Source organism: Enterobacter sp. N18-03635 (assembly GCF_004006055.1).
GTDB classification, from domain to species: Bacteria; Pseudomonadota; Gammaproteobacteria; order Enterobacterales; family Enterobacteriaceae; genus Enterobacter; species Enterobacter vonholyi.
The window spans coordinates 2,159,594-2,185,304 of record NZ_CP034769.1 but is presented as its reverse complement, the minus strand read 5'-3'; the positions used below and the strand labels follow the sequence as shown (position 1 = coordinate 2,185,304).

The 25,711-nt window shown below is 54.6% G+C and carries 28 protein-coding genes; 18 read left to right on the top strand and 10 right to left on the bottom strand.

Annotated elements, in window-relative coordinates:
* Position 1 precedes the first annotated feature (1 nt).
* A complete protein-coding gene (locus ELK40_RS11140; RefSeq protein ID WP_127730812.1) occupies positions 2-1,345 on the bottom strand; it encodes a VOC family protein in 1,344 nt (447 codons plus the stop codon).
* 528 nt (positions 1,346-1,873) lie between these two features.
* Between ELK40_RS11140 and ELK40_RS11135 the strand changes: the two genes are divergently transcribed.
* The 8 genes from ELK40_RS11135 (at position 1,874) to ELK40_RS11100 (ending at position 8,412) form a co-directional block, all read left to right on the top strand.
* Entirely contained in the window at positions 1,874-2,059 is a 186-nt protein-coding gene (locus ELK40_RS11135; protein WP_004150795.1) for a general stress protein, read from the top strand.
* A gap of 94 nt (positions 2,060-2,153) precedes the next feature.
* Positions 2,154-2,648 (top strand): ferritin-like domain-containing protein, encoded by a 495-nt coding sequence (locus tag ELK40_RS11130; protein ID WP_111964638.1) that lies wholly within the window; start codon positions 2,154-2,156, stop codon positions 2,646-2,648.
* Between the two features lie 23 nt (positions 2,649-2,671).
* Positions 2,672-2,875 carry a hypothetical protein gene (locus tag ELK40_RS11125; RefSeq protein ID WP_043951627.1) on the top strand — a complete coding sequence of 68 codons (204 nt, stop codon included), beginning with the start codon at positions 2,672-2,674 and terminating at the stop codon, positions 2,873-2,875.
* A 25-nt stretch (positions 2,876-2,900) separates the two neighbouring features.
* Complete coding sequence (locus ELK40_RS11120) at positions 2,901-3,407, top strand: ferritin-like domain-containing protein (protein ID WP_014883791.1); 507 nt, start codon at positions 2,901-2,903, stop codon at positions 3,405-3,407.
* Between the two features lie 17 nt (positions 3,408-3,424).
* Entirely contained in the window at positions 3,425-4,297 is an 873-nt protein-coding gene (locus ELK40_RS11115; protein ID WP_127730810.1) for a manganese catalase family protein, read from the top strand.
* A 67-nt stretch (positions 4,298-4,364) separates the two neighbouring features.
* On the top strand, positions 4,365-5,768 hold the full coding sequence (locus ELK40_RS11110) for a cytochrome ubiquinol oxidase subunit I (RefSeq protein WP_127730808.1): 1,404 nt from the start codon (positions 4,365-4,367) through the stop codon (positions 5,766-5,768).
* Positions 5,768-6,778 (top strand): cytochrome d ubiquinol oxidase subunit II, encoded by a 1,011-nt coding sequence (gene cydB / locus ELK40_RS11105; protein ID WP_023292453.1) that lies wholly within the window; start codon positions 5,768-5,770, stop codon positions 6,776-6,778. The genes ELK40_RS11110 and cydB overlap by 1 nt, the downstream gene beginning before the upstream one ends.
* An 8-nt stretch (positions 6,779-6,786) precedes the next feature.
* A complete protein-coding gene (locus ELK40_RS11100; protein WP_127730806.1) occupies positions 6,787-8,412 on the top strand; it encodes an alpha-amylase family protein in 1,626 nt (541 codons plus the stop codon).
* Here the strand turns inward: ELK40_RS11100 and ELK40_RS11095 are convergent, their stop codons facing one another.
* From ELK40_RS11095 to ELK40_RS11080, 4 genes are read right to left on the bottom strand one after another with little or no spacing between them, the layout of a single operon-like run.
* Positions 8,413-9,399 carry an SDR family oxidoreductase gene (locus ELK40_RS11095; protein ID WP_127730804.1) on the bottom strand — a complete coding sequence of 329 codons (987 nt, stop codon included), beginning with the start codon at positions 9,397-9,399 and terminating at the stop codon, positions 8,413-8,415.
* A 17-nt stretch (positions 9,400-9,416) separates the two neighbouring features.
* Positions 9,417-9,935 carry a 2-oxo-tetronate isomerase gene (locus ELK40_RS11090; RefSeq protein WP_045910504.1) on the bottom strand — a complete coding sequence of 173 codons (519 nt, stop codon included), beginning with the start codon at positions 9,933-9,935 and terminating at the stop codon, positions 9,417-9,419.
* Positions 9,936-9,946: 11 nt separating this feature from the next.
* On the bottom strand, positions 9,947-10,393 hold the full coding sequence (locus ELK40_RS11085) for a YetF domain-containing protein (RefSeq protein ID WP_127730802.1): 447 nt from the start codon (positions 10,391-10,393) through the stop codon (positions 9,947-9,949).
* Between the two features lie 9 nt (positions 10,394-10,402).
* Positions 10,403-10,906 carry a hypothetical protein gene (locus ELK40_RS11080; protein ID WP_127730800.1) on the bottom strand — a complete coding sequence of 168 codons (504 nt, stop codon included), beginning with the start codon at positions 10,904-10,906 and terminating at the stop codon, positions 10,403-10,405.
* A gap of 138 nt (positions 10,907-11,044) precedes the next feature.
* Between ELK40_RS11080 and ELK40_RS11075 the strand changes: the two genes are divergently transcribed.
* The 4 genes from ELK40_RS11075 to ELK40_RS11060 all read left to right on the top strand — a co-directional run bounded on the left by ELK40_RS11075 (position 11,045) and on the right by ELK40_RS11060 (position 16,125).
* Entirely contained in the window at positions 11,045-11,434 is a 390-nt protein-coding gene (locus tag ELK40_RS11075; RefSeq protein ID WP_045910503.1) for a YdeI family stress tolerance OB fold protein, read from the top strand.
* Positions 11,435-11,498: 64 nt separating this feature from the next.
* Positions 11,499-12,383 carry an SDR family oxidoreductase gene (locus tag ELK40_RS11070; protein WP_127730798.1) on the top strand — a complete coding sequence of 295 codons (885 nt, stop codon included), beginning with the start codon at positions 11,499-11,501 and terminating at the stop codon, positions 12,381-12,383.
* A gap of 180 nt (positions 12,384-12,563) precedes the next feature.
* Positions 12,564-13,487: a LysR substrate-binding domain-containing protein gene (locus tag ELK40_RS11065; protein WP_127730796.1), complete on the top strand. Its 924-nt coding sequence runs from the start codon at positions 12,564-12,566 to the stop codon at positions 13,485-13,487.
* 256 nt (positions 13,488-13,743) lie between these two features.
* On the top strand, positions 13,744-16,125 hold the full coding sequence (locus ELK40_RS11060) for a membrane-bound PQQ-dependent dehydrogenase, glucose/quinate/shikimate family (protein ID WP_127730794.1): 2,382 nt from the start codon (positions 13,744-13,746) through the stop codon (positions 16,123-16,125).
* Between the two features lie 89 nt (positions 16,126-16,214).
* Here the strand turns inward: ELK40_RS11060 and ELK40_RS11055 are convergent, their stop codons facing one another.
* The 3 genes from ELK40_RS11055 to ELK40_RS11040 all read right to left on the bottom strand — a co-directional run bounded on the left by ELK40_RS11055 (position 16,215) and on the right by ELK40_RS11040 (position 19,494).
* The gene (locus ELK40_RS11055) at positions 16,215-17,909 is read right to left on the bottom strand and encodes a methyl-accepting chemotaxis protein (protein ID WP_127730792.1); all 1,695 of its coding nucleotides are present in this window, start codon (positions 17,907-17,909) and stop codon (positions 16,215-16,217) included.
* A gap of 160 nt (positions 17,910-18,069) precedes the next feature.
* On the bottom strand, positions 18,070-19,188 hold the full coding sequence (locus tag ELK40_RS11045; RefSeq protein WP_100122611.1) for an S-(hydroxymethyl)glutathione dehydrogenase/class III alcohol dehydrogenase: 1,119 nt from the start codon (positions 19,186-19,188) through the stop codon (positions 18,070-18,072).
* Between the two features lie 30 nt (positions 19,189-19,218).
* Complete coding sequence (locus ELK40_RS11040; RefSeq protein WP_021242544.1) at positions 19,219-19,494, bottom strand: metal/formaldehyde-sensitive transcriptional repressor; 276 nt, start codon at positions 19,492-19,494, stop codon at positions 19,219-19,221.
* A gap of 292 nt (positions 19,495-19,786) precedes the next feature.
* On the opposite strand from ELK40_RS11040, the gene ELK40_RS11035 reads away from it, so the two are divergent.
* From ELK40_RS11035 to ELK40_RS11025, 3 genes are all read left to right on the top strand, one after another.
* Positions 19,787-20,107, top strand: a complete 321-nt coding sequence (locus ELK40_RS11035; protein ID WP_127730790.1) for a hypothetical protein — start codon at positions 19,787-19,789, stop codon at positions 20,105-20,107.
* Between the two features lie 178 nt (positions 20,108-20,285).
* Positions 20,286-20,909: a hypothetical protein gene (locus ELK40_RS11030; protein WP_127730788.1), complete on the top strand. Its 624-nt coding sequence runs from the start codon at positions 20,286-20,288 to the stop codon at positions 20,907-20,909.
* Positions 20,906-21,403 (top strand): surface-adhesin E family protein, encoded by a 498-nt coding sequence (locus ELK40_RS11025; RefSeq protein WP_244599408.1) that lies wholly within the window; start codon positions 20,906-20,908, stop codon positions 21,401-21,403. The genes ELK40_RS11030 and ELK40_RS11025 overlap by 4 nt, the downstream gene beginning before the upstream one ends.
* An 83-nt stretch (positions 21,404-21,486) precedes the next feature.
* Here ELK40_RS11025 and ELK40_RS11020 read toward each other — a convergent pair whose 3' ends face one another.
* Positions 21,487-22,416, bottom strand: a complete 930-nt coding sequence (locus tag ELK40_RS11020; RefSeq protein WP_127730786.1) for a LysR family transcriptional regulator — start codon at positions 22,414-22,416, stop codon at positions 21,487-21,489.
* A gap of 90 nt (positions 22,417-22,506) precedes the next feature.
* On the opposite strand from ELK40_RS11020, the gene ELK40_RS11015 reads away from it, so the two are divergent.
* From ELK40_RS11015 to ELK40_RS11005, 3 genes are all read left to right on the top strand, one after another.
* Positions 22,507-22,983, top strand: a complete 477-nt coding sequence (locus ELK40_RS11015) for a GNAT family N-acetyltransferase (RefSeq protein WP_127730784.1) — start codon at positions 22,507-22,509, stop codon at positions 22,981-22,983.
* A gap of 124 nt (positions 22,984-23,107) precedes the next feature.
* Positions 23,108-23,776: an epoxyqueuosine reductase QueH gene (locus ELK40_RS11010; RefSeq protein WP_127730782.1), complete on the top strand. Its 669-nt coding sequence runs from the start codon at positions 23,108-23,110 to the stop codon at positions 23,774-23,776.
* A gap of 119 nt (positions 23,777-23,895) precedes the next feature.
* Complete coding sequence (locus ELK40_RS11005) at positions 23,896-24,168, top strand: CsbD family protein (protein WP_023311651.1); 273 nt, start codon at positions 23,896-23,898, stop codon at positions 24,166-24,168.
* A 29-nt stretch (positions 24,169-24,197) separates the two neighbouring features.
* Here ELK40_RS11005 and ELK40_RS11000 read toward each other — a convergent pair whose 3' ends face one another.
* On the bottom strand, positions 24,198-25,661 hold the full coding sequence (locus ELK40_RS11000) for an EAL domain-containing protein (protein ID WP_127730780.1): 1,464 nt from the start codon (positions 25,659-25,661) through the stop codon (positions 24,198-24,200).
* Positions 25,662-25,711: the final 50 nt, after the last annotated feature.

Here is a 25,711-nt window from a genome sequence, read left to right as displayed (position 1 = left end):
TTCAGAGCAAACCGCAACGCTGTTTGCTGCGCGTTTCAGCCTCCTGGTAGAGGGTAAACTCGTCATACACCGGGCAGCCCAGCGCGTCTTCAAACGCATCGCGGCTGGCGTTACCGTGGCTGCGGGCCTGGGTTTCATTCCCGAGATTGGACTGGAAAATCCCCGCGGCGCTAACCGGGAGGAAATCTTCGTAGGTGATCGGCTGGGCAACCACCCATCCGCGCTCGATCAGCGGCTGCGGATCGTCTCCCGGCCGGAACGCATGGCGATGCGCTTCACCCGCAGGCGTCAGGCGATAGCGGAAATACGCCAGCTCCTGACGGCGCATCAACAGTTCGCTGTCAGGGAAGGCGCTAAAGATCTCGCGCAGATGCAGCTGATGGGTCAGGTTATCTTTACCGGTACCGGCCTGGGCAAGCAGGCTATCGTACAGTTCCCGGCCTTTCGGGGTCAGCGCCACGCCGCGCTGTTCAATCTCACCGAAGCGCGCGGTGTGGGTGCCCTTATGTTCACCGGCAAACAGCACCGGCTCTTCCAGCGCCTTGAAGCTGGTTTGACGCAGCAGGACGGGCACCTCGCGACGCGGCGGCCCTTCTATCAGAATTTTCGGCTCGATACCGTACTTCGGCATCAGCTCCTGCACCCGATCAATATCCAGCGTGCGCGGCGTGAGGTGGTTAATGTGGCAGCCGGGGAAGCAGACCACATCGGCAATCAACCGGTGCTCGTTGTGCAGCGCAAGATAGGTTTCCTGATCGACCGTCGCGTGACGGTGCCAGCGGAAGGTTTCCAGCGCTTCCTGCACAAACTCGTGCGCCTGCTCGTCAGTAAACTGCCCTTCCGATTCATACAGATCGAGAAGCGCCAGACAGCGCGGGGTGAAGATGTTCCGGTGAGAGAGGATTTCCGCCGCACGTTCGCGCAGCGCGACGTTTTCAATCAGCTCAAGGCGCAGCAGCGACGTAAAGATGCGGAACGGATTACGGCACAGCGCCGCATCATCGATCGGGCGAAACGCCGTTGAGTGAACCGGCACCCCCGCCTGGGAGAGATCGTAATAGCTGACCGGGTACATGCCCATAATGGCAAACATACGGCGCAGGGTTGAAAGTTCTTGCGCACTGCCAACGCGAATTGCTCCGTGACGCTCCACGTTCAGGCGCGCAAGCTCATCAGCGTTTGCCAGTTGTTCATGTAATAGTGGATTATTTTCCAGCACCGCCAGGTTTACGTCCGCTACCAGTTCAAGCAAGGTGCCGTACTGCGGAACTTCCTGCTGGTACATCGCCGACATAGCCTGCGAAAAGTGTTCCCGAATGTCATCAGCCGTGATGGTGTTCGCCATGATGTCATGCCTCCAGTGAATATTACCTGGAGTGTAGAGAAACCCGTTCCTTCCGGGGGGAAAGATTTCTGATTTGTGATCTTAAGACGACAGTGGTCAAACCGTGTGCGGCTGGCCTCTGAACAAGCCTCAACGAACCCGCCCTTTCGTGCCCGACGCTTTTTATCCAGGATTTTCCTTATAATTATTTAGGGTTTCGCTTTCTAGCTATAAAGGAGTATTTTTTATTTTCCTCTGACTGCAAATTAACCAATTTTAACGCGTCATTATTTTTATCCTCACCTTTCAAATTTTTAGCTCAAAGTTAGGAATAATCTGAACGGTTGTTTACAAGTCCTTCCTGTCTATCCATATTTCCAAAGCAAGCGAAGCGCAAATTTACAAATATTTAAAAACAACGCAGCCGTAAATAGCAAAACGCATTTGACGGTTCTCACACAGCGACTAGAGTTATTACTCGAACGACGAGTGATACGGAATATTTTCGTATCGTACTGACATAACCAATATATGACTATGAGGTTTAATATGGCAGAGCATCGTGGTGGTTCCGGTAATTTCGCTGAAGACCGTGAAAAAGCATCAGAAGCTGGACGTAAAGGTGGCCAGCACAGCGGTGGTAATTTTAAAAACGATCCGCAACGCGCATCTGAAGCGGGTAAGAAAGGGGGACAGAACAGTCACGGCGGAGGCCGTAAGTCTGATAACTCCTGATCTTATTTAGTACTCTTTTAATAAAACCAGAGAGCATGCTGCGGGCTGAAAAGCTCGCAGTACCCTTTCTTTATTTTACCGGAGCGTAATTATTATGAATATGAAAAGTGTTGAGGATGTATTTATTCATCTTCTCTCGGATACCTACAGTGCGGAAAAACAGCTGACTCGCGCGCTTAGCAAGCTTGCCCGCGCCGCGTCCAGCGAGAAGCTGAGCGCAGCCTTTACCGCGCACCTGGAGGAGACGCAGGGTCAGATCGAACGTATCGACCAGATCGTTGAACAGGAAGAAGGAATTAAGATTAAACGCATGAAGTGCGTGGCGATGGAAGGCTTAATTGAAGAAGCCAATGAAGTGATCGAAAGCACCGAAAAAAATGAAGTGCGTGATGCTGCCTTAATTGCCGCTGCGCAAAAAGTCGAGCATTACGAAATAGCCAGCTACGGTACCCTTGCCACATTAGCAGAACAACTGGGCTATAAAAAAGCCGTTAAGCTTCTTGCCGAAACGCTGGAAGAAGAAAAAGAGACCGACCTGAAACTCACCGACCTGGCCGTAGGCAATATTAACCAAAAAGCGCAGAAATGACGCTATAACACAGGTTAAATAAAATGAGCATCAGTCCCAGGACAATTAAACGGTGCCATTTAACGGCAGCTATAATATGGTTCATACTCGCTATCCCTTCCGTAATATGGTGGAAGAACAGCGTGCTATGGGTCATTATCATCAGTATCTATGCCAATATTGTCGGCCATTTATCTGGCTACAGTGCCGCACGTGCCGATCAGGCTGCTGAAAGTGAGAACAAATAAGCGAACCCCTAATGAGGATACAATGATGAATCACGTAGAACACTACCATGACTGGCTACGCGATGCCCATGCAATGGAAAAGCAAGCCGAATCAATGCTGGAATCCATGGCCAGCCGTATCGATAATTATCCTGATGTTCGCGCCAGAATTGAGCAACATATTAATGAGACAAAACGGCAAATCACATTGCTGGAGGAAATCCTCGACCGTAATGATATTTCTCGTTCGGTCTTAAAAGACTCGATGAGCAAAATGGCGGCGCTGGGACAATCCATCGGCGGCATGTTCCCTTCCGACGAAATCGTGAAGGGCTCGATCAGCGGCTATGTTTTCGAACAGTTTGAAATCGCCTGCTATACCTCCCTGCTCGCGGCGGCGAAAAAAGCGGGCGATACCGCTTCAATACCCGCTATTGAGACGATCCTCGCCGAAGAGCGCGAAATGGCCGACTGGCTGATTCGTCATATCCCGCAAACGACGGAACAGTTCCTGCTGCGTTCAGACGCGTCGGGTGTCGAAGCGAAAAAATAATCCACAGGAGAGTGAGCATGTTTCGACACGTCAAACAGCTGCAATACACGGTTCGCGTCGCCGAACCGAATCCCGGCCTTGCCAACCTTTTACTGGAACAATTTGGCGGGCCGCAGGGTGAACTGGCCGCCGCCTGCCGGTACTTTACGCAAGGGTTGAACGATGACGATCCGGGCCGTAAGGATATGCTGATGGATATCGCAACCGAGGAGTTAAGCCACCTCGAAATTATCGGCACCCTGGTCGGTATGCTGAATAAAGGTGCCAAGGGGGCGCTGGCGGAAGGAGTGGAAAATGAGGCCGAGCTGTATCGCTCCATGACCGAAAACGGGAATGACAGCCACATCACCTCCCTGCTCTACGGCGGCGGCACTCCGCTCACCAACTCAGCGGGCGTGCCCTGGACGGCGGCCTACGTCGACACCATTGGCGAGCCGACGGCGGATCTGCGTTCGAACGTGGCGGCCGAAGCCAGAGCCAAAATCATCTATGAACGGCTGATCAACGTGACCGACGATCCCGGCGTTAAGGACGCGCTGGCGTTTCTGATGACGCGTGAGGCGGCGCATCAGCTCTCCTTTGAGAAGGCGCTGCAGTCCATCCGTAATAATTTCCCGCCGGGAAAACTGCCGCCAATCGAGGAATTCACCAACAAGTACTACAATATGTCTGAAGGTGGAGAGGTTCGCGGAAGCTGGAACAGCGATAAACATTTCGATTACGTTGAGTCCCCCCAGCCTGCGGTTGACGGCGGCGATGGCAGTGCCAGCGTGACGCTCACAACCGAGCAGGCAACCCTGGTTAAGGCGATGTCTGCCCGCACGAAGTCCGATCCACATTCCGACCCGCTGACCGGTGCCGAGCTGGGTGCCGGTAAGACTAAACCGTAATCGGTTTGCCGGGCAGTCCTGAACTGCCCGGCAAGTCGCGTGCCCCATCGTCTCAGAGGTACGGACCATGTTCGAACTCGATGCATTTCATCTGGCCAGAATTCAGTTCGCTTTTACCGTCTCGTTCCATATCCTTTTTCCCGCGATCACCATCGGCCTCGCCAGCTATCTGGTGGTGCTGGAAGGCATGTGGCTGCGCACCAAAAACGACGTCTGGCGATCGCTATACCACTTCTGGCTAAAGATATTTGCCGTTAACTTCGGCATGGGCGTCGTTTCCGGGCTGGTTATGGCGTATCAGTTTGGCACCAACTGGAGCGGGTTCTCCCAGTTCGCGGGCAGCATTACCGGCCCGCTTCTGACCTATGAGGTGTTAACCGCCTTCTTCCTGGAGGCCGGATTCCTCGGCGTTATGATGTTCGGCTGGAACAAGGTCGGCCCGGGGCTGCACTTCTTTTCGACCTGCATGGTGGCGCTCGGCACGCTAATGTCGACCTTCTGGATCCTCGCCTCCAACAGCTGGATGCATACGCCGCAGGGTTTCACTATCGAAAATGGGCAGGTTATCCCGCAGGACTGGCTGGCCATCGTTTTTAACCCCTCCTTCCCTTACCGTCTTATTCATATGGCTATCGCCGCGTTCCTGAGCAGCGCGCTGTTTGTCGGCGCGTCGGGCGCCTGGCACCTGCTGCGCGGGAACGATACGCCAGCCGTTCGCACCATGTTTTCGATGGCGATGTGGATGGCGCTGCTGGTCGCGCCCATTCAGGCGGTGGTGGGCGATATGCACGGCCTGAACACGCTTGAGCATCAGCCGGCAAAAATTGCCGCCATTGAGGGTCACTGGGAAAATCCGCCCGGTGAGGCCACCCCGCTGCTGCTGTTTGGCCTGCCGGATATGGAGGAAGAGCGCACCAAATACGGCCTGGAGATCCCCGCGCTTGGCAGCCTGATTCTGACGCACAGCCTGGATAAACAGGTCCCCGCGCTGAAAGACTTCCCGAAAGAGGATCGCCCAAACTCGACCATCGTTTTCTGGTCGTTCCGCGTGATGGTCGGGATGGGGCTGCTGATGATTACCCTCGGTCTGGTCAGCCTCTGGCTGCGCTATCGCCATCGACTTTACCACTCGCGTCCGTTCCACTGGTTTGCCCTCAGCATGGGGCCTGCGGGGCTGCTGGCGCTGCTCGCCGGCTGGGTGACCACCGAAGTGGGCCGTCAGCCGTGGGTCGTCTATGGCTACCTGCGCACCATCGACGCGGTATCGCTGCACAGCACCCTGCAGATGAGCATTAGCCTGCTGGTGTTCTTCGTCGTCTACTCATCCGTATTTGGCGTGGGCTATGTTTATCTTATCCGGCTGATTAAGAAAGGTCCTCAGCCCGTCGATACGCTGACGTCAAACACCTCGGGCACGCCTGCCCGTCCGCTGTCAGCCGCGGAGTCTGTTCCGGAAGAGGAGAGAATCTGATGGGCGTCGATATCTCGGTGATTTGGTTTGCCATCATCGTGTTTGCCACGCTGATGTATATCATTATGGACGGCTTCGACCTGGGGATTGGCCTGCTGTTTAACTTCGTGGGCGATGCGAAAGAGCGCGATGTGATGGTCAACAGCGTCGCGCCCGTCTGGGACGGCAACGAGACCTGGCTGGTGCTCGGCGGTGCGGGGCTTTTCGGCGCGTTTCCGCTGGCCTACGCGGTCATTATTGATGCGCTGACGATCCCCCTGACCGCAATGCTGATCGGCCTCATCTTTCGCGGCGTCGCCTTTGAGTTCCGCTTCAAAGCCACCCCCTCACACCGCAAATTCTGGGACTACTCCTTCGCCGGCGGCTCCCTGCTCGCCACCTTCAGCCAGGGCGTGGTGGTGGGCGCCGTGATCAACGGCTTTGACGTGGAGGGCCGACGTTTTGTCGGCTCGGCGCTGGACTGGCTCACCCCCTTCAACCTGTTCTGCGGCATCGGGCTGGTCGTCGCCTACACGCTGCTGGGCACCACCTGGCTCATTATGAAAAGCGAAGGCGCGCTGCAACAGCGCATGCGCGAGCTGACCCGCCACGTGCTGCTGGCCCTGATGGTAGTTATCGCGGTAGTCAGCGTCTGGACGCCGCTCGGCTGGCAGTACGTCGCCGACCGCTGGTTTACCCTGCCCAACTTCTTCTGGTTCCTGCCGGTTCCGCTGCTGGTCGGGATCTTCAGCGTGCTGATCTGGCGCCTGACCCGCAATCCGGCCAGCCACGCGCGCCCTTTCCTCCTGACGCTGGGGCTGATCTTCCTCGGGTTCAGCGGGCTGGGCATCAGCCTCTGGCCGAACATTATTCCGCCGCGTATCACTCTGTGGGAGGCCGCGGCCCCGCCTGCCAGCCAGCTGTTTATGCTGGTCGGGACGTTACTGATTATTCCGGTGATCCTGGTGTACACCGCCTGGAGCTATTACGTGTTCCGGGGCAAGGTTTCGGATACTGAAGGCTATCACTGAGGAACGCTATGACGGACTGGCATACACGGGCCATTATTTACCAGATTGATACCGCACTCTTTTATGACCTGAACGGCGATGGCTGCGGGGACATCGCCGGGATAGCGGCCAAGCTGCGCTACATTCGCCGCATGGGGGCGACGGTTATCTGGATCACCCCGTTTTACCTCACGCCCTTTCTTGATGAAGGCTATGACGTCAGCGACCATCTCCAGGTGGACCCTCGATTCGGAAAGCTGGCCGATATCATCGCCTTTATCGAACAGGCCCGCGAGCTGGGCATGCAGGTCATTATCGAGCTGCTGATCCAGCACACCTCCGACGCGCATCCCTGGTTCCAGCAGGCCCGCCGCAACCCGGCGTCACCCTACCGGGATTACTACCTCTGGTCAGATAGTGACGAGGACGATACGCCCCCCATGTTTCCCGGCGTCGAAAAGAGCATCTGGAGCTGGGACGACGAGGCGGGACAATACTACCGGCACATGTTCTATCGCCACGAACCGGACCTGAACCTGACCTCGCCCGCGGTGCTGAAAGAGATTGAGAACATCATCCTCTTCTGGCTCAAGCTGGGCGTGTCGGGATTTCGCCTGGATGCCGCGTCCCACCTGACCACCCAGGCGGGAAACGGTGATGAAAAAAAGGGCCTGTGGATCCTCGAGCATATGCGTCGTCTTATCGAGCAACACAACCCGGACGCGATCCTGCTGGGTGAGGTCGACGTTGAGGTGGAGGCCTATCAGGACTACTTTGGCAATAATGACCGCCTGAATCTGGTGCTCAATTTCTGGCTCAACAAGTATTTTTACGTCAGCCTGGCCCGCAAAAGCGCCCGTCCGCTGCGCAACGCGGTGAAGAAGATGATCGTCCCGCCCGATTCATGCTGTTTTGCCAACTGGCTGCGCAATCACGACGAGCTGGATCTGGAGGGCATTAGCCAGAAAGACAAACAGTTTGTCCTCGATACCTTCGCCCCTGAAGAGGAGATGAACGTCTATCAGCGCGGGATCCGCCGCCGCCTGGCGCCGATGCTCAATGGCGATCGGAAGCGGCTGGCGTTCTGCCATGCGGTGCTATTTTCCCTGCCCGGCGTTCCGGTGATGCGCTACGGCGATGAGATCGGCATGGGGGATGACCTCGATCTGGAGGAGCGCTACGCTGTGCGCACCCCGATGCAGTGGGCGGGATCGCAAGGCGGCGGTTTTTCGGCTGCCGACCCGAAAAAATTTATCGCGCCGATTATCGACCGCGGCCCTTATCGCTATCAGAAAATCAACGTCGCCGATTCGCTCCTCCACCGCAACTCGCTTCTGCACCGGATCATTGATATCGCCAATACCCGTTCGGAGTTCCCCGAAATCGCCGTTGCGCCCTTTCGGCTCCTCACGATCGATAATGACGCGGTGCTGGGAATCTATTACGAGACCGAAGAACGCAGCATCCTGACCTTTGTTAACTTCAGCGACCAGCCGGTACGGTTCACCGTCAAGGGGATCCGCAACGCCACCTGGACCGCCTGTCTTGCGGACAAACGCTACGATGACGCGCTGGTTTGCGGTAAAACCGTTGAGCTCAGCCTTGGCGGCTACGGCTATCGCTGGTTCTGGACGCACCGCAGCGCGCTGCGCTGATTATGGTTTCCGGCGGGTTAGCAAACGCGTCAACACAATACCCGCCAACGCCAGCCCCCCTAACGCCACTTTGCCCGGCATACCGGAGGTCACGGACGACGCGCGGGTTTTCGCTTCATCAGTGAAACGGCCATGGATTTTGTGCAGGTCGTTAACCGGCTGGTCGAGATAATCCCGACGGTCCGGCGCGTTCAGATCGTCGGTCATCTGGCCTTCCCAGGCTTTCTTCACCATCAGCCTGTCCAGAAAACCCGGAAAGAGGAACTGCCCGACAATCGACTGAATGGTGCTGCTGCCAACCCACAGCTCGCGTACCGGCTTTTGCGCCACCCTGAAGATGGCGCTGGCGGCGACTTCAGGCTCGAACACCGGCGGTACCGGGCGCATTGCCCACGCGAACTTGTTCCTTGCCCATTCAAACTGCGGCGTGTTAAGCCCCGGCATCTGCACCATCGAAAGCTGAACCCGGCTGTTTTCATGCATCAGCTCGGTACGCACCGCATCGGTAAACCCGCGGATCGCCGCTTTGGCCCCGCAGTAGGCGGACTGCAGGGGAATGGAACGGTAGGCCAGCGCGGACCCTACCTGGATAATCACGCCCCTGTCGCGCGGAACCATAAGCTCCAGCGCCGCGCGGGTGCCGTTCACGTAGCCGAGGTACGTCACCTCAGTCACGCGACGAAACTCGTCCGGCGTAAGGGTGCGAAACGGCGCCAGCACGGCCCCCATGGCGTTGTTCACCCAGACATCAATCGCGCCGAGGCGATACTCAATCTCGTTAGCCGCATCCACCACCGCCTGACTGTCGGCGACGTCCGCCTGCACGGCGTGTGCATTTACGCCGAAGCGGCGCAACTCTTCCTGGGTGGAGTGCAGGCTTGCTTCATCGCGGGCGATGAGGCCCACATCGTAACCTGCTTTTGCAAAGTGCAGCGCCGTGGCTATTCCCACGCCCGCCGTCCCACCGGTAATTACTATGACAGCCATAGAACCTCCACGTGAACTCAACCGTTATGCCCGTCCGACAATGCTGTCACCAGCTCGGCCAGCGAAAAATGCACCGCTTTTTCCACCACGTCCTGACAGTCTCCGGAAAACAGTACGGTGCGGGTTTGCGTCTCGCCCTGGATGTTCCACGCAAAGCAGACCGTCCCCGCCGCCGTGCCATCGTCGCCCCCTTCCGGGCCAGCATAGCCGCTGATGGCGATACTGATATCAGCCTGGGCGATGTCGCGGATGCTGGCGGCCATCTCGGTCACCGTCTGCTCACTGACCGCGGTATACCGCGCGAGCGTCTCAGGACGAACGCCGAGGATCCGTGCTTTGGCTTCGTCGCTGAATACGACCAGGCCAACATCATAAAAATCGGCCGTGTTCTCTTCGGCACAAAGTGCTACCGATAGCTTTCCGCCGGTACAGGATTCCGCCGTGGTTAAGCGAAGCCCGAGATCGGTTAATTTGCTCGCCAGTTTTTTCGTCAGTTCACCCACGGTATAATTGTTGTCGTGAAAAAGATTGCTCATCTTTGCGCCTCTTATTTCTCGAATGGAATGATTGAAATATGTCCATTGCGCTCCAGTATGGCATATTTAATTTGGCTTATTTCGTTAATACCATTATTTTGACGCGCTGACACCAGAATATCATCGCAAGAGACATCGACCTTTTTGAGTTTATCAGCCAGGGGTACGCCGTTTTCCACAAGAATCACTGGAGTGCCGTCCAGAATATTCTCCACCGGGGAAAAATACTTCTTCATAAGGCCAAAAATAATATCCACTACCACCAGGGTGGTAATCGTAATCATCGCACCGGTGACGGAAAAATCTTGCCCGAGAAGCGCCTGCTGAGTAGCTTCACTAATTATCAGGAGCAGAATGAGATCGAAGCTGGTCATCTGCAGCAGCGCACGCCGCCCGGCCACTTTAAAAACCACCACGAGGAACAGATAAATCGCCAGCGCACGAAAGACCATATCCATATCAGCCTCCTAGGGGTAAATAAATTGCCAGAAGGTTATCTCCGGCTCGCTGTTAATACGGATGGTTGTGTTCCATTTACCGGCTCTCGAAGGCGTGGTGAAGAATAACACCGCGAAGCGGTCTGACTTTTTCAGGTTGTTATAGACAAAATAGAGGGTCTTGCCCCGGCTGAACATGCTGTCAGGCTGCGGCCAGACGCTGCCAGGCTCGTAAACATCGTTGCTCTCGCTGGCCATACTGAGAACATACTTACCCTCTGATTGCACCGGGAACGCCAGCTCCATTCGCGTCTCCGTCTCCCGTCGGCCGAACCGTTCATAGCTTATGGTCAGTGATTTTGCGGAATTGGTTTTGACCGTATCGCTGACCCACCCGCTTGAAAACAGACCGGCGATAGCCGCGATGATAATAGCCAGCAGAACAATAAAACCCACCTGACGAAACGCGTATTCAAACGTCAGCAAGCGAAAACTCTCATCTATCCCGGGCAACTTTTCATTTTCACGCTTCATGGTCATCGTCACCGTTTCGCTTATTATCCGATAAGTTTGATTTCTCACGCGAATGTTTTTAGGACTTATCACATTTGCCACATAAAGAAATAGCAACAATACTTAATAAGTCAAGACACCCAAAATGAAGGATATCCGATGAAATTATCGCTTATTTCCGCTTTTATGATATTTCTGGTTCCGGCCGCCTTCGCAGATAATAACGGCGGGTTACAAAAAGGTGAAGCTCCGCCGCCACCCCATGCGCTGGATAGCGGATATCGCGGAACCGATGACGCGCGTATTATGACCATCGATCAGGCAAAACAACTGCACGACGGTGCGACCATTTCACTGCGCGGTAATCTTATTGACGGTAGCGGCGATAAGTTTGTATTTCAGGATAAAACCGGAAAAATCGACGTTATTATTCCCCAGGCAGTCTTCGATGGCAGAACGGTAAAACCCGACCAGATGATCAGCATCAACGGTTCGCTTGATAAAAAATCATCTCCTGCCGTCGTCCGCGTCGATCGTTTGCAGAAATAATTCAGCGAAGCGTTAACGCTGCAGTTATCCATCAAATCTCACCCCTTGGCTTAAGGAGTCAGCTATGAGTGATACCCAACAACGTACGAACGCTTATCCGCAGCCCCCGTTCCCGGAACAGCCACAAACGCCACCGGGACTGGCATCCGAAATGCAGCCTGTACCCGACCACGGGGAAACCAGCTACAAAGGGCATGGCCGCCTGGCCGGTAAAAAAGCGCTGATCACCGGCGGTGACTCGGGTATCGGTCGCGCAGTGGCCATCGCCTATGCCCGTGAAGGTGCTGACGTGGCGATTAACTATCTGCCTGAAGAGGAAAAAGACGCCGCGCAGGTCATCGACCTGATCAAAGCCGAAGGCCGGAACGCCGTCGCGCTGCCGGGGGACGTTCGGGACGAAACCTTCTGCCAGAACCTGGTCGAAGAAGCCGTCTCGAAGCTGGGCGGGCTGGATATTCTGGTCAACAACGCCGGTCGCCAGCAGTTCCGTGAATCCCTTGAAGAGCTGACTACCGAAGATTTTGACGCGACGTTTAAAACCAACGTATATGCCCCTTTCTGGATCACGAAGGCGGCGCTGCGGCACCTGAAGGCCTCGTCCGTTATCATTAATACCTCCTCCGTTCAGGCCGTGAAGCCAAGCCCAGTGCTGCTGGACTACGCCCAGACCAAAGCCTGTCTGGCGGTATTTACCAAATCCTTAGCCAAGCAGCTGGGTCCGAAAGGCATTCGCGTCAACGCGGTCGCTCCCGGCCCATACTGGACGGTGCTGCAGTCCAGCGGCGGCCAGCCGATGGAAAAAGTGAAGGAGTTTGGCGGCGATACGCCGCTGGGACGTCCGGGTCAGCCCGTCGAGATCGCCCCGCTGTACGTCACGCTGGCCTCGGATGAATGTTCGTTTACGTCCGGCCAGGTGTGGTGTTCTGACGGCGGTGACGGCGTAATCTAACCGCTTAACCCTTTCCCCTCAGCAATGAGCAATAAATGAACAAGGACGTTCGCTCTTATTCCCCGCCGAAAAACATGTTGTAACTCAAACAGATCAAATGTTAAAAATATTTTGCTATCAGGTTATCAAAATTAAATAACTTAACTTGTCACCCGCATCGCTCTGTTTTTAACATCGCCTATGGAAAAAAATGGTCTGTTCAGTCAGCGCATACGCTTGCGCCATTTGCATACATTTGTGGCCGTCGCTCAACAGGGAACGCTGGGGCGTGCGGCTGAAACTCTTAACCTGAGCCAGCCTGCGCTCTCAAAAACCCTCAACGAGCTTGAACAGCTGACCGGCGCCCGTCTTTTTGACCGCGGTCGGCTGGGGGCGCAGCTTACCATCGTGGGCGAACAGTTCCTTACGCACGCCGTTAAGGTGCTGGATGCGCTCAATACCGCAGGCCAGTCCCTGCACCGAAAAGAAGAACACACCAGCGAGGTCGTCCGCGTCGGGGCCCTGCCCACCGCCGCGCTCGGCATTCTTCCGCCGGTGATTGGCCAGTTCCACAAGCAGCAACGGCATACCACGATTCAGGTTGCCACCATGAATAACACCATGCTGCTCGCGGGGCTGAAATCGGGCGAGCTGGATATCGGTATCGGCCGCATGTCCGACCCTGAACTGATGGGGGGTCTCAATTACGAACTGCTGTTCCTGGAGTCCCTGAAGCTGGTGGTTCGTCCCGATCACCCGCTGCTGCAGGACACGGTGACGTTAAGCCGCGTCATGGAGTGGCCGGTGGTGGTGTGCCCGAAAGGGACCGTCCCGCGCCAGACCGCCGAAACCTTGCTGCAAATGCAGGGGTGTACGCTGCCCTCAGGGTGTATCGAAACGCTGTCAGCCTCGCTTTCACGCCAGCTTACGCTGGATTATGACTACGTCTGGTTCGTCCCTTCCGGGGCGGTAAAAGATGATTTACGCCAGGCAACGCTGATCGCGCTGCCGATTACCTCCCCTGGCCCCGGTGAACCTATCGGCATATTGACCCGCGTCGACACCCCACTCTCAACGGGTGCGCAGACGCTGCTGAGCGCCATCCGTAAATCAATGCCGGTTTAGAACCTTTTTGCCCCTCGCCCTGACCCTCTCCCCTCAGGGGCGAGGGGGTTGACCTGTGCGTTAATCAAATAATGCGGAATAAATCATTAACAATTGCTTAAAACAATTTAACAGTTTTATCATAGCGGCGAATTCACCAAATGGTTCGCAAATTATTTGATATAAACGAATTCACCGGTATTAACCATCAATCCCACCGCATTTATTACCCAACTGGTACATACCCGACACAGCGGGGGGAGCTAAGGAGACAGAAATGGCATTTGGCAGCGCGCCGCGCGGGATACCTCGTATTCTGCAGTGGCTTCTTGCCGGACTGATGATGCTCATCGGTCTGGCCGTCGGCGGGTTGGGCTTAAAGCTCGCCACCGTGGGCGGAAGTAGTTACTTCCTGATAATGGGCGTGGTAATGGTGATTGCCGCGATCCTGATTTTCCTCAACCGCACCAGCGGGATTGTGCTTTACGGCATCGCGTTTATCGCCTCGCTATTCTGGGCGGTAAGCGATGCGGGTTGGGATTTCTGGCCGCTCTTCTCCCGCCTGTTTACCTTTGCCGTACTGGCGTTCCTGTGCGCCATCGTCTGGCCCTTCCTGCGCACGGCAAACTACGCTGCACCGAACAAGACGCCCGCCTTTGGCGTCGCGGCCCTGCTCGCGGTGGCCATGCTGGCCAGCCTGGGCTGGATGTTTAAGCCTCAGACCCTCGTGGCTGCCAACGAGCCCGTTCCGGTGAAACCCGTCGCCCCTGGCGAGCAGCAAAAGAACTGGGAGCACTGGGGCAATACCACCCACGGCGACCGTTTCGCCGCGCTGGACCAGATCAACAAGCAAAACGTCCGCGATCTGAAAGTCGCGTGGGTTGCGCACACCGGCGATATTCCGCAGAGCAACGGCTCGGGTGCGGAAGATCAGAACACCCCTCTGCAGATTGGCGACACGCTGTACGTCTGTACCCCATACAGTAAAGTTGTGGCGCTGGACGTGGATTCCGGTAAAGAAAAATGGCGCTACGATTCCAAAGCCACGGCCCCTAACTGGCAGCGCTGTCGCGGTCTGGGCTATTTTGAAGACCACTCCAGCGTGACAACGTCACAGGCAGAAACGCAGCCTGCGGCATGCCCTCGCCGCCTGTTCCTGCCCACTACCGATGCCCGTCTGATTGCGATCAACGCGGATACCGGCAAGGTCTGCGACGACTTCGGCGACCATGGCACCGTGGACCTGAGCGTCGGCATGGGTGAGATTAAGCCCGGATATTATCAGCAAACCTCCACGCCGCTGGTTGCCGGGAACGTTGTCGTCGTCGGCGGTCGCGTCGCGGATAACTACTCAACCGGCGAGCCGCCGGGCGTGGTGCGCGCCTACGACGTTCACACCGGTAAGCTGGCCTGGGCGTGGGATCCGGGTAATCCGAACCTGACCGGCCTGCCGCCGGAAGGCCAGACCTACACCCGCGGTACGCCGAACGTCTGGTCAGCGATGTCTTACGACGCCAGGCTGAACCTGATCTACCTGCCAACCGGCAACGCCACCCCGGACTTCTGGGCGGGAGAGCGTACCGCGCTGGACGATAAGTACAGTTCCTCCATCGTCGCCGTCGACGCGGCCACCGGCCAGGTCCGCTGGCATTTCCAGACCACCCACCACGACCTGTGGGACTTTGACCTGCCTTCCCAGCCGCTGCTGTACGACCTGCCTGACGGTAAGGGCGGCACCACGCCTGTGCTGGTGCAGACCAGCAAGCAGGGCATGATCTTCATGCTTAACCGCGAAACCGGTAAGCCGGTCGCGAAGGTAGAGGAACGTCCCGTTCCGGCTGGTAATGTTGAAGGTGAACGCTATTCCCCGACCCAGCCGTACTCCGTCGGCATGCCGATGATTGGCAACCAGACGCTGACCGAATCCGACATGTGGGGCGCGACGCCTGTCGACCTGCTGCTGTGCCGCATTCAGTTTAAAGAGATGCGTCATCAGGGCGTCTTCACCCCACCGGGTCTCGACCGTTCCCTGCAGTTCCCTGGCTCACTCGGCGGGATGAACTGGGGCAGCGTCTCCGTTGACCCGAACAACAGCCTGATGTTCGTCAACGATATGCGCCTGGGCCTGGCAAACTATATGGTGCCGCGCGCGAACGTGGCGAAAAATGCCAGCGGCATCGAGATGGGGATTGTCCCAATGGACGGCACGCCGTTCGGCGCGATGCGCGAACGCTTCCTGTCACCGCTGGGTATTCCGTGCCAGAAGCCGCCGTTTGGCACCATGTCAGCCGTTGACCTGAAAACCGGCAAGCTGGTGTGGCAGGTCCCTGTCGGCACGGTGGAAGATACCGGCCCGCTGGGCATTCGCATGCACATGCCAATCCCAATCGGCATGCCGACCCTGGGCGCGTCGCTCTCTACCCAGTCCGGCCTGCTGTTCTTCGCCGGCACCCAGGATTTCTACCTGCGCGCGTTTGATACCGCCACCGGGAAAGAGATCTGGAAAGACCGTCTGCCTGTCGGCAGCCAGTCCGGACCGATGACCTACGTGTCGCCGAAAACCGGTAAGCAGTACATCATCATTAACGCCGGTGGCGCCCGCCAGTCGCCGGATCGCGGTGATTACGTTATCGCGTACGCATTACCCGATGAGAAATAAGATGTGAAAAAGGGACCGAAAGGTCCCTTTTTTGTAGGTCAGTTTTTGTAGGTCGGGTAAGCGAAGCGCCACCCGACACGGCTGTCGACTCAGAACGTCTCCCAGTTGTCCCCGCTATCTGCAACCGCCGGACGTAGTGCAGCCGGTTTTACCGCTGCGGAGTTCTGCGGTTGAGTACGCCCCTGTGTCTTGCTGCTCAACCGAAACGCGCCGACCGCCTCGGTCAGACGCGCGCCCTGTTCTTCCAGAGACGCCGCCGCCGCGGAGGCTTCCTCCACCAGCGAGGCGTTCTGCTGGGTCACTTTATCCATCTCGGAAATCGCCTGGCTCACCTGCACGATACCGCGGCTCTGCTCATCGGACGCTGCGGCAATCTCCAGCATGATGTCGGTCACGCGTTTAACCGCTTCGACGATTTCATTCATGGTGTTACCGGCGGCGACAACCTCGCCGGAACCCTGGTCGATCAGCGATACCGATTCGTTGATCAGGCTTTCGATCTCTTTTGCGGCATTCGCACTGCGGCTTGCCAGGGTGCGCACTTCACTTGCCACCACGGCAAATCCGCGCCCCTGCTCGCCCGCCCGCGCCGCTTCTACCGCCGCGTTAAGCGCCAGGATATTGGTCTGGAAGGCAATGCTGTTAATCACGGCGGTGATTTCAGAGATCTTCTTCGAGCTGCTGGAGATATTGCCCATGGTTTTCACCACGCCGGAAACCATCTGACCGCCGCGACTGGCCTTACCGGAGGCATCTTCCGCCAGCTTGCTGGCGTGATGGGCGTTATCGGCGTTCTGCTTCACCGTCGCGGTGAGCTGTTCCATGCTGGCGGCGGTTTGCTCGATGGCGGCAGCCTGCTGCTCGGTGCGGGAAGAGAGGTCGGTGTTACCGGCTGAAATCTCGCTGGTGCCGCGGTAGATCTCCTCCGCCCCCTGACGAACAGTGCCTACGGTGTTTTCAAGCGAGTGCTGCATGGTTTGCAGATCGCGCGTCAGGCGGCCAATCTCGCTGCGCCCGGCCACGTCGTCCGGCATCGTCAGGTCGCCCTTAGCGATATTCTCGATACGTTTCGCTGCACGCTGCAGCGGATTGATTACCGTGCGGCGCAGCACGACAAAGGTCATCGCCGTCAGCACCAGCGCCAGCGCAAACGCGCCCACCATAAACATCAGGCCCAGCTGCGTGCGGCTGTGAGCCTGCGCCGTTAGCGCATTGGCACGGTCGGTACGGATTTTAATTGCCTTCAGCAGTACGGCGTTGTAAGCGTCGTCCAGCGGGCGCGCCGTTTCGTTTTCATGGTTGATAATCGCCTCGAACATGCCGTTTTTGGCGAATTTCACCATCGGCTGCATGCCCGCGATATAGGCGTCATACCGGGTCTTAAGCTCCGCATCCAGCGCTGCGCCCTCGGCGGTACGCACGGCGCGATTCATGTAGGCGGTAAAGCTATCCTGAGACTGCTTAATGCGTGTTTCCGCCTCGCTGATGTTCTGCTTCATCGCATCCATCTCCGCGATTCGGCTAGCCGCACCGGCGTGGATCAGATTAATACGCGCGGTTCGCAGATGGTTTGAGCTGTTCGACAGCCCCATACGCACCTGAATTTCGGATGTGACATCCTGCTGATCGTTATCGGCCTGCAGCAGGAAATACCCTGCCAGACCCGAGCTCAAGGCAAACAGAAGAATAATGCCACCGAGAATGGAGGAAAACAGCGGAACCAGCCTGATGTGATGCAAGAAGCCCAGCTTGCGCTGCGCCAGCATCGAAGTAGTGTTGTCCATGACCGTCGACTCTCTTGTAGGTAAGATGCGTAAAAACACGCCTGTTAAATAGTCATCGGCACGGCAGAGATTTAGATTACGGCTAAAAACGCCGCACTGGTCACACTTTAGAGAAGATTATTAAAGAAATGCCAGCGGCGAAAAACCGCTGGCAGAAGAGTTACTTGTCGCTGAAATGGATAACGGTACGGATGGATTTTCCTTCGTGCATCAAATCGAACGCCTCGTTAATCTGCTCCAGCGGTAAGCGGTGGGTAATGAACGGATCGAGTTGAATCTTGCCGACCATAGCATCTTCAACCATACCCGGAAGCTGGGTACGCCCCTTCACGCCGCCAAACGCGGAACCGCGCCATACGCGCCCGGTGACCAGCTGGAATGGACGGGTTTTAATCTCCTGGCCTGCTCCGGCCACGCCAATAATGATGCTCTCGCCCCAGCCTTTGTGGCAGCACTCCAGCGCGGAACGCATCACGTTGACGTTGCCGATACACTCGAAGCTGAAGTCCACGCCGCCGTCGGTCATCTCAACGATGACGTCCTGAATCGGCTTCTCGTGATCTTTCGGGTTCACGAAATCGGTCGCGCCCATTTCACCCGCCAGCCTGAATTTCTCCGGGTTGGTGTCGACCGCGATGATACGACCGGCTTTCGCCTGCACCGCGCCCTGGATCACCGCCAGACCAATGCCGCCGAGACCGAACACCGCCACGGTATCGCCCTCTTTAACTTTTGCCGTGTTGTGCACCGCGCCGATGCCGGTGGTTACGCCGCAGCCCAGCAGGCAGACTTTATCCAGCGGCGCCTGCGGGTTCACCTTCGCCAGCGAGATCTCCGCGCAAACGGTGTATTCGCTGAAGGTGCTGGTGCCCATGTAGTGATAAACCGGCTCGCCGTTATACGAGAAACGGGTAGTACCGTCCGGCATCAGCCCTTTCCCCTGAGTGGCGCGCACCGCCTGGCAGAGGTTAGTTTTGCCGGATTTACAGAACTTACACTCGCCGCATTCCGCGGTGTACAGCGGGATCACATGATCCCCTGGCTTCAGGCTGGTCACGCCCTCGCCCACTTCCACCACAATCCCGCCGCCTTCATGGCCGAGTACCGCCGGGAAAACGCCTTCCGGGTCGTCGCCCGAAAGCGTAAACGCATCGGTATGACATACGCCGGTATGGGTAATTTTGATCAGCACTTCCCCTTTCTTTGGCGGTGCCACGTCAATTTCAACGATTTTGAGCGGCTGGCCAGGGCCAAATGCAACTGCAGCGCGAGATTTCATATGTCTTCCCTTCTTGTCAGGTATGTGGATTTATTTTAGATAAGAGCGCAGTAAATGGCCGACTTCCGCCATGCGTACGGCACGCTGATCCGGCGTGGTTTCCCCCGCTACCAGCTCATCTTTGAGGTGAATCTCAACCATTTCGCCCATCAGGCCATTGGCAGCCCCGCGCACGGCGGCAATTTGCTGCAGGATGGCCAGACAGGGATCGCCCGACTCCAGCGCGCGTTCAAGGGCATCTACCTGGCCCCGAATGCGCCGGACGCGGGTAAGAATACGTTTTTTATCTTCGGGTGAATGCGGCATACGCCCTCCTGATACTATAGGGGGGTATTGTATCTTTTAAAGGTGCTTTATGTAAACCTTATGTTTTCTACGTTTATCAGCCAGTTACTTAACATGTAAAAAGTTTCGTTACGCAATTCTTTTCTCTCTGCCCTATTCGTGACATCAGATAAATAGTGACGAGGTATCTGAAAGTGATTTTCTGCTGCCTGAATTAAATACCCGGCGACATTCCTGGAAGATGATGAGGTGTCATGATCTGAATACTATTCAGAACAACCCAAACCATAAACTCGCTAAGCTGGACGTTTTTGTGTTAAATGGTGGCATCAATCAGCAGGTGATTATTGTGAAATTTTTTTGGCTAATTTTAAAACTCATAACAGCATCACTTTATGTGTTCCTGGTCGTTTTTAGTTCTGGATTTGTAGGTTCGAATACAGCCAAGGCAATTAATCTTGAAACACTTAACCTAAACTATGGGTTAATTGCAAAGGATTCGGCGGTATACGCAATCTGCGCAACTGGTGCGACATTGGTTGTGCCACCTGTCTTATATGTAATTCAGCATTATGTCTGGCCTGTACTGAAGTTTATCGGCCTGAAGATTCGCTACTTCTTTCATGGATACTAAAACTTCGCAGGGTTTTAAACGAAGGCAATAACCCATCGCCAGATGCTCGATGAGCAGGGTTAACTGACTGTAGGTTAGGTATTCAATACGCCTGATAACGAAGCAAAATAAAAAAGCGTAAAGTCTCATCCTGATAAGCCGATAAAAATAGGGTCTTTTTTTAATATAGGGATATTACATGCGTAAACACATCTCCTCCATTGGGCTCATAGCAGGTATGGCTGTAGCCACACCCGCGGTTCACGCCAGCACGTTGACACAAACGTTAACCCGCTGCGACTCAACCTTTTTCAACGAGATTTATCATCAGCGAGCCAAACTCAGCCGCGTAGCCCCCTTAACGCTCAACAAGCATTCGCAGGCCTGGTTCAAAGCCCCTGAAGACGGCAATCGCACCATCTGGTTTGCTCAACCGCTGCATGAATTAAATCTGACGGTATCGGGATATTACCTGCAAACCAGCAATCTCGATGAAATCAATTACGGTAAGTACTATTACTGGGGACTCATTTTCAAAGAGTCGCAAGAAGAAGTAATGTCCAGACTTGATCATTTATCCTGGAAAAAGGCGGGAGATGATTATGTTTCTCAGACAATGATTAAAATCAACCCAAACAGTGACTGGGAAGACAACGCGCAGGCGGTGTCAGGTATTGCTCCGGCAAAAGAAAGTACCGAAAAGCTGTTAATGCTCAGCAAAGGTAAAGACGGGACATTATTGCTCTGTACCGTTCAGGGAAATGTAACGCCTGACATGCTGACGACATTACGACCTGATTTATCCGCAGGGGATGTGAAATGAAAAAGCTAACATGGCTGGTATTACTTATGCTGACAGGTTGTACCGGGACAAGTAAACCCCAGCCCCAGTCTACCCCTAAGCCACCGGCAGGCGTCATAAAAATCCTTGAAGATAAAAGAATTGCTTCGTATATCGATTTTCGGGTGATTTCAACTTATCAGGGTAACGGCCACTTGCGCCGCTTTTATTTCATCAATAACTACGCCGAGAAAACACTCATTATAAAAAATCCTCCCGTCTACATAGCGAGCTCCCGGGCAATCGACGTGATTAACTGCGACAAAAACCAGCGTGCTATTATGGCACGAACCTATTTTTCGAAACCGTTCGCGGAAGGCGATGTCGTACATGTGACACAGGATGTGGGACAATGGGAAAGTTACCCGAAAGACTCTCTTTTTGGGATAATAGCGGAAAGCATGTGCAGTATTCCCGTTGAAAAACTCAAGCCAGAGCCAGCGAAAGATAATCGAAAACCGTTACTGGATGAATAAAATCTTCAGGACCTAAGCTTCTATGGACAGACTCGCTCTGCTCTATATTAAAGCGCGGGCTGGGCTGACCGCTAACAAATAGCCTACCGTCCCCTGACAGCCTGCGCCAGCGTCTGCAGTTCCTCCTTCAGCCAGCGGGTCGCGCCCCGCTGGCCGCTGCGCTTATGCGAGTAAATTTTCACTTCAAACGTGCGTATCGAAAACGGTAAAGCAAAAATCCTCAGGTCTGCTGCCGCAACCAGCTTCTCAGCGGCGTAACGAGGGATCGCCATTAGCAGGTCGCTTTCCGCTACGATAAACGGTGCGCTGAGCATTGACGGCGTTTTGATCGCGATTTGCCGGGTATAGCCTAACTGCTCAAGCCGTACGTCAAGAACGCCCTGCTTCTCATTCCATGGGGTCACCACCAGATGTCGGGCCGCGAGATAATCCTCCAGCGTCAGACGCATCCGCCGCGCGTTGCTGATGACCACATACTCATCTTCAAACCAGTCGATCTCTTCCAGTTCCGGGTGTCGGATATCATCCTGAGTGCTGAAGCCCAGCGCCAGATCCACCTCGCCCGCCAGCAGTTCCGTCAGCGCCGGACTGTGCGGCAGATAGCGCAATTCAAAGCGTAACCCCGGGGCAGTAAGCTGCAGCCTGTGCATCAGAGCCGGAAAAATGCAAAGCGCGGTAAAGTCCGTTATCGCAATCTGCAGGCTCTCCGTACTGCTGGCCGCATCAAACTCCGGCTGCGGGGTCAGTTCATGATTAAGGAACGAGAGTGCGGAAGCAATCGAAGGTGCGAGCTGAGAGGCATAAACGCTGGGAGACATACGATGCCCTTCGCGGAAAAAAAGCGGGTCATTCAGGGTGGCACGCAGGCGCGACAGCGCATGGCTGAGCGCGGATGTGCTCATCGCCAGCTCGTCAGCGGCCAGCCGAACGGAACGGTGGCGGTAGATCGCGTCGAAAACGGGCAGCAGGTTTAAATCAAGCCGTCTCAGGACCGGATGCATAATATTCATCATATGTTGATTTCATTGCACTTAATTCTTCGGACAATACTCCGTATGCTTAACGCCATCAATCAGGACACACGCTAAAAAGCAGGAAAAACAATGAGCATCACCCTTCGTCAGGCACGCCCCGAAGATGCGGCGGCCATTTACGCCATGATTTACGAGCTGGCGGTGTATGAAAAAGCCCCGGAAGAAGTGGTTACCACGCCGGAGGAGATCCGGGAAACGCTCTTTGGCGCAGGTACAAAAACCGAAGCGTTGATCGCGGAGTATGAAGGCAAGATCGCCGGCTATGCCGTGTTCTTCACCAGCTATTCAACCTGGCTTGGCCGCAACGGGATTTATATGGAAGACCTTTACGTTTCCCCGGAATATCGCGGTAAAGGCGCGGGAAGAGCGCTGCTGAAACATATCGGTCAGCTCGCGGTAAAACGACAGTGTGGCCGCCTTGAATGGAGCGTGCTGGACTGGAACCAGCCCGCCATCGATTTTTATCTGAGCATTGGCGCGCTGCCGCAGTCCGAATGGGTGCGATACCGTCTTGACGGAGAAGCGTTGCTCAAATTTGCCGAATAGCGGCACGTCATACCCGAGAAGATCCCGCCCCGCGGGATCGCTCTTTCCTGCGTCGATCCCGTCTCAACAGATTCTGAATTTATGCTACCCTTCCATAAATTTCATAAACATAGTGCAGAACGCCATGACGATAGCCCCTTTTATCCGCCCTCAACTCACCTTGCCAAACGGCGCTGACAAACTGCTGCTGCACTCCTGCTGCGCCCCCTGCTCGGGTGAAGTGATGGAGGCCATCCAGGCGTCGGGCATTGAGTACACCATTTTCTTCTATAACCCCAATATCCATCCGCAAAAGGAATACCTCATTCGTAAAGAGGAGAATATACGCTTTGCGGAAAAACACGGCGTGCCGTTTGTTGATGCCGATTACGACACCGATAACTGGTTTGAACGCGCGAAAGGCATGGAATGGGAACCCGAGCGCGGCGTCCGCTGCACCATGTGCTTCGATATGCGTTTCGAGCGTACGGCGCTCTATGCGGCAGAGAATGGATTCAGCGTCATCAGCAGCTCGCTCGGGATCTCCCGCTGGAAGAACATGCAGCAGATAAACGACTGCGGCCAGCGTGCGGCCGCGCGCTATCCGGGTATGGTTTACTGGGACTATAACTGGCGCAAACAGGGCGGCTCTTCACGCATGATTGAGATCAGCAAGCGGGAACAGTTTTACCAGCAGGAATACTGCGGCTGCGTTTATTCGCTCAGAGACAGTAACCTGCACCGTAAGTCACAGGGCCGCCCGCTGATCCGCATCGGGAAACTGTTTTACGGTCAGGATGACAATGAGAAATAACGGGTTCCGGATATAGAGATATATCCGAAAACCGCCCTTTCAGGTGCCGAATTTAGCCTTGCGTCTCCCGTATCCACAAAGAGCGGCTATCCTTTAATTATCAACAAAAGGAGGCAAAAATGTCTGATTTCGGTACTGATAAAAACACCCAGTTTGCTGAAGATAAAGCAAAAAATAAATTTGATGAACTCGCAGGCTCAGCGCAGCAGCAGTTTGGTGAATTCGTTGATTCACCGAAGCATCAGGTAAAAGGTGCAGCTAAAAAATATGCCGCGCAGGCCAGCGATGCCGTTTCCGATGTAACAGAAGCGGTCAGAAATAATCCCCTCACCGGCCTCGTCGCCGCGGGTGCTGTCGGTATTGTTCTCGGTCTGTTGCTGGGTCGAAAATAACAAAAGCCCCTTCGGGGCTTTATTTTTACCTAACTAAACAATCTTATCATACGGTCTAACTCTTCCTCTTTCACGGCCCGTGATAAATAATACCCCTGAAAATTCTTGACGCCCAGTGCGACTAATTTTTCAAACTTTTCTTCACTATCAACCCCCTCGGCAATACAGTCCGTTCCGGTCATATCGCTATAAAGCTGTATCGCTTTAATCAGGTTATAGTCATTGTCGTTTGCCACAAAATGCTCAACGATGTCCCGATCCAGCTTAAGTCCATCAAAATGCACCTGGCGCACCGGGAACATGGTTTGATGATTTGAGAAGCAGTCATCCAGATACAATCGACACCCTGTATTACGTAAATGCCGCATGGTTTCAGGGATCCTTTTGTCCTTCGTTACGTCAATATCCTCTGCAAATTCAAAGACCAGCTTTTCGGCCCACTGCGGTTTGAGCAGCATATCGATGGCTTTGCGTGCCATATCAGGCAATGCATTTCCGGAAGCCAGGCGAGGCGGGATGTTCACAGAAAAATAATATTTCCCGTTATACTTATTAATACCCGAAACGGCGGCATGGATGACTAACGCTGTTATTTTTAACCATATCTCATGATTTGAGATATCCGTGAGAAAACTGGCTGGCTTGACAATTTTACCATTTTTATTCCAGCGAATAAGTATTTCAAAACCTACGCCCTTTTTGTCACGATCGGTAATAATCTGATAGGCAGGGAAGATCTCTCTTTTAAGTAGCGCATTAAATATTTCTGTTTCCTTATCCGTGAATTCTGTTTTCTGGCGCTGATGTTTAATTCGCCCTTCCGCTTTTAAATTATGCGGATCGTGTAGCCATCGCTTAATTAAGTTTAATTTGAGCACACCCTCCTTCCGATGGGTATAAACCGTTTTATTCGACAACCCCATTCTTTCGCACATTTCTTTTACTGACATACCGCGATAGAAATTTAATAAAACATCAATCTCTCTTTTTGTTAGCCACTTTACGTTTTCCTGGGAAGAGTTATCCCGGTAACGATCGCGTAATAAGTACGAACGGTCCTTAAATACATTATGGTGCGTATGAATAAAGGTTATAATATCTGAAACGCGGGCTATACGAATCAATGATAACTGATAACTATTATTTAAAAGACTGCCCAGGGTGCGATACAGCCAGCCATCCGGTATGTCACCATACAGGGTGACGCGTCTAATAACGGGAAGTGTATTGAGCACGGATGCCAGACGCTTCAGGCTTTCCAGGAGATTCACGACCCCCTTACCAAGAAAGACAACGATATGAGCATTTTGATTTATAAGGATATTTTCCATATCCCGCTCGGATATCTCATCCCCCTCAAAGTGCAGATGCGAAGCCTCTATTTCGTACTGGCTTAGGATCAGACGATATCCCTGGAACGTAAAACCGCAGGCTGAAATGACAAATTTTTGTTCATCGCACGCCCCATTTCTGTGAGAAATTTTGTGGGTCATAAACTGCTCCTGGGCACTAACGCACCTTTTCCATTTGTGAATACGTAAAA

Coding starts and splice junctions, on each gene's coding strand:
- ELK40_RS11020 (WP_127730786.1), bottom strand. CDS start 22,416: ATGATGAATATTATGCATCCGGTCCTGAGACGGCTTGATTTAAACCTG.
- ELK40_RS11045 (WP_100122611.1), bottom strand. CDS start 19,188: ATGAAATCTCGCGCTGCAGTTGCATTTGGCCCTGGCCAGCCGCTCAAA.
- ELK40_RS11055 (WP_127730792.1), bottom strand. CDS start 17,909: ATGGACAACACTACTTCGATGCTGGCGCAGCGCAAGCTGGGCTTCTTG.
- ELK40_RS11000 (WP_127730780.1), bottom strand. CDS start 25,661: ATGACCCACAAAATTTCTCACAGAAATGGGGCGTGCGATGAACAAAAA.
- ELK40_RS11060 (WP_127730794.1), top strand. CDS start 13,744: ATGGCATTTGGCAGCGCGCCGCGCGGGATACCTCGTATTCTGCAGTGG.
- ELK40_RS11090 (WP_045910504.1), bottom strand. CDS start 9,935: ATGAGCAATCTTTTTCACGACAACAATTATACCGTGGGTGAACTGACG.
- ELK40_RS11005 (WP_023311651.1), top strand. CDS start 23,896: ATGTCTGATTTCGGTACTGATAAAAACACCCAGTTTGCTGAAGATAAA.
- ELK40_RS11040 (WP_021242544.1), bottom strand. CDS start 19,494: ATGCCGCATTCACCCGAAGATAAAAAACGTATTCTTACCCGCGTCCGG.
- ELK40_RS11115 (WP_127730810.1), top strand. CDS start 3,425: ATGTTTCGACACGTCAAACAGCTGCAATACACGGTTCGCGTCGCCGAA.
- ELK40_RS11130 (WP_111964638.1), top strand. CDS start 2,154: ATGAATATGAAAAGTGTTGAGGATGTATTTATTCATCTTCTCTCGGAT.
- ELK40_RS11070 (WP_127730798.1), top strand. CDS start 11,499: ATGAGTGATACCCAACAACGTACGAACGCTTATCCGCAGCCCCCGTTC.
- cydB (WP_023292453.1), top strand. CDS start 5,768: ATGGGCGTCGATATCTCGGTGATTTGGTTTGCCATCATCGTGTTTGCC.
- ELK40_RS11010 (WP_127730782.1), top strand. CDS start 23,108: ATGACGATAGCCCCTTTTATCCGCCCTCAACTCACCTTGCCAAACGGC.
- ELK40_RS11065 (WP_127730796.1), top strand. CDS start 12,564: ATGGAAAAAAATGGTCTGTTCAGTCAGCGCATACGCTTGCGCCATTTG.
- ELK40_RS11140 (WP_127730812.1), bottom strand. CDS start 1,345: ATGGCGAACACCATCACGGCTGATGACATTCGGGAACACTTTTCGCAG.
- ELK40_RS11030 (WP_127730788.1), top strand. CDS start 20,286: ATGCGTAAACACATCTCCTCCATTGGGCTCATAGCAGGTATGGCTGTA.
- ELK40_RS11095 (WP_127730804.1), bottom strand. CDS start 9,399: ATGGCTGTCATAGTAATTACCGGTGGGACGGCGGGCGTGGGAATAGCC.
- ELK40_RS11135 (WP_004150795.1), top strand. CDS start 1,874: ATGGCAGAGCATCGTGGTGGTTCCGGTAATTTCGCTGAAGACCGTGAA.
- ELK40_RS11100 (WP_127730806.1), top strand. CDS start 6,787: ATGACGGACTGGCATACACGGGCCATTATTTACCAGATTGATACCGCA.
- ELK40_RS11085 (WP_127730802.1), bottom strand. CDS start 10,393: ATGGATATGGTCTTTCGTGCGCTGGCGATTTATCTGTTCCTCGTGGTG.
- ELK40_RS11110 (WP_127730808.1), top strand. CDS start 4,365: ATGTTCGAACTCGATGCATTTCATCTGGCCAGAATTCAGTTCGCTTTT.
- ELK40_RS11025 (WP_244599408.1), top strand. CDS start 20,906: ATGAAAAAGCTAACATGGCTGGTATTACTTATGCTGACAGGTTGTACC.
- ELK40_RS11080 (WP_127730800.1), bottom strand. CDS start 10,906: ATGAAGCGTGAAAATGAAAAGTTGCCCGGGATAGATGAGAGTTTTCGC.
- ELK40_RS11075 (WP_045910503.1), top strand. CDS start 11,045: ATGAAATTATCGCTTATTTCCGCTTTTATGATATTTCTGGTTCCGGCC.
- ELK40_RS11125 (WP_043951627.1), top strand. CDS start 2,672: ATGAGCATCAGTCCCAGGACAATTAAACGGTGCCATTTAACGGCAGCT.
- ELK40_RS11015 (WP_127730784.1), top strand. CDS start 22,507: ATGAGCATCACCCTTCGTCAGGCACGCCCCGAAGATGCGGCGGCCATT.
- ELK40_RS11120 (WP_014883791.1), top strand. CDS start 2,901: ATGAATCACGTAGAACACTACCATGACTGGCTACGCGATGCCCATGCA.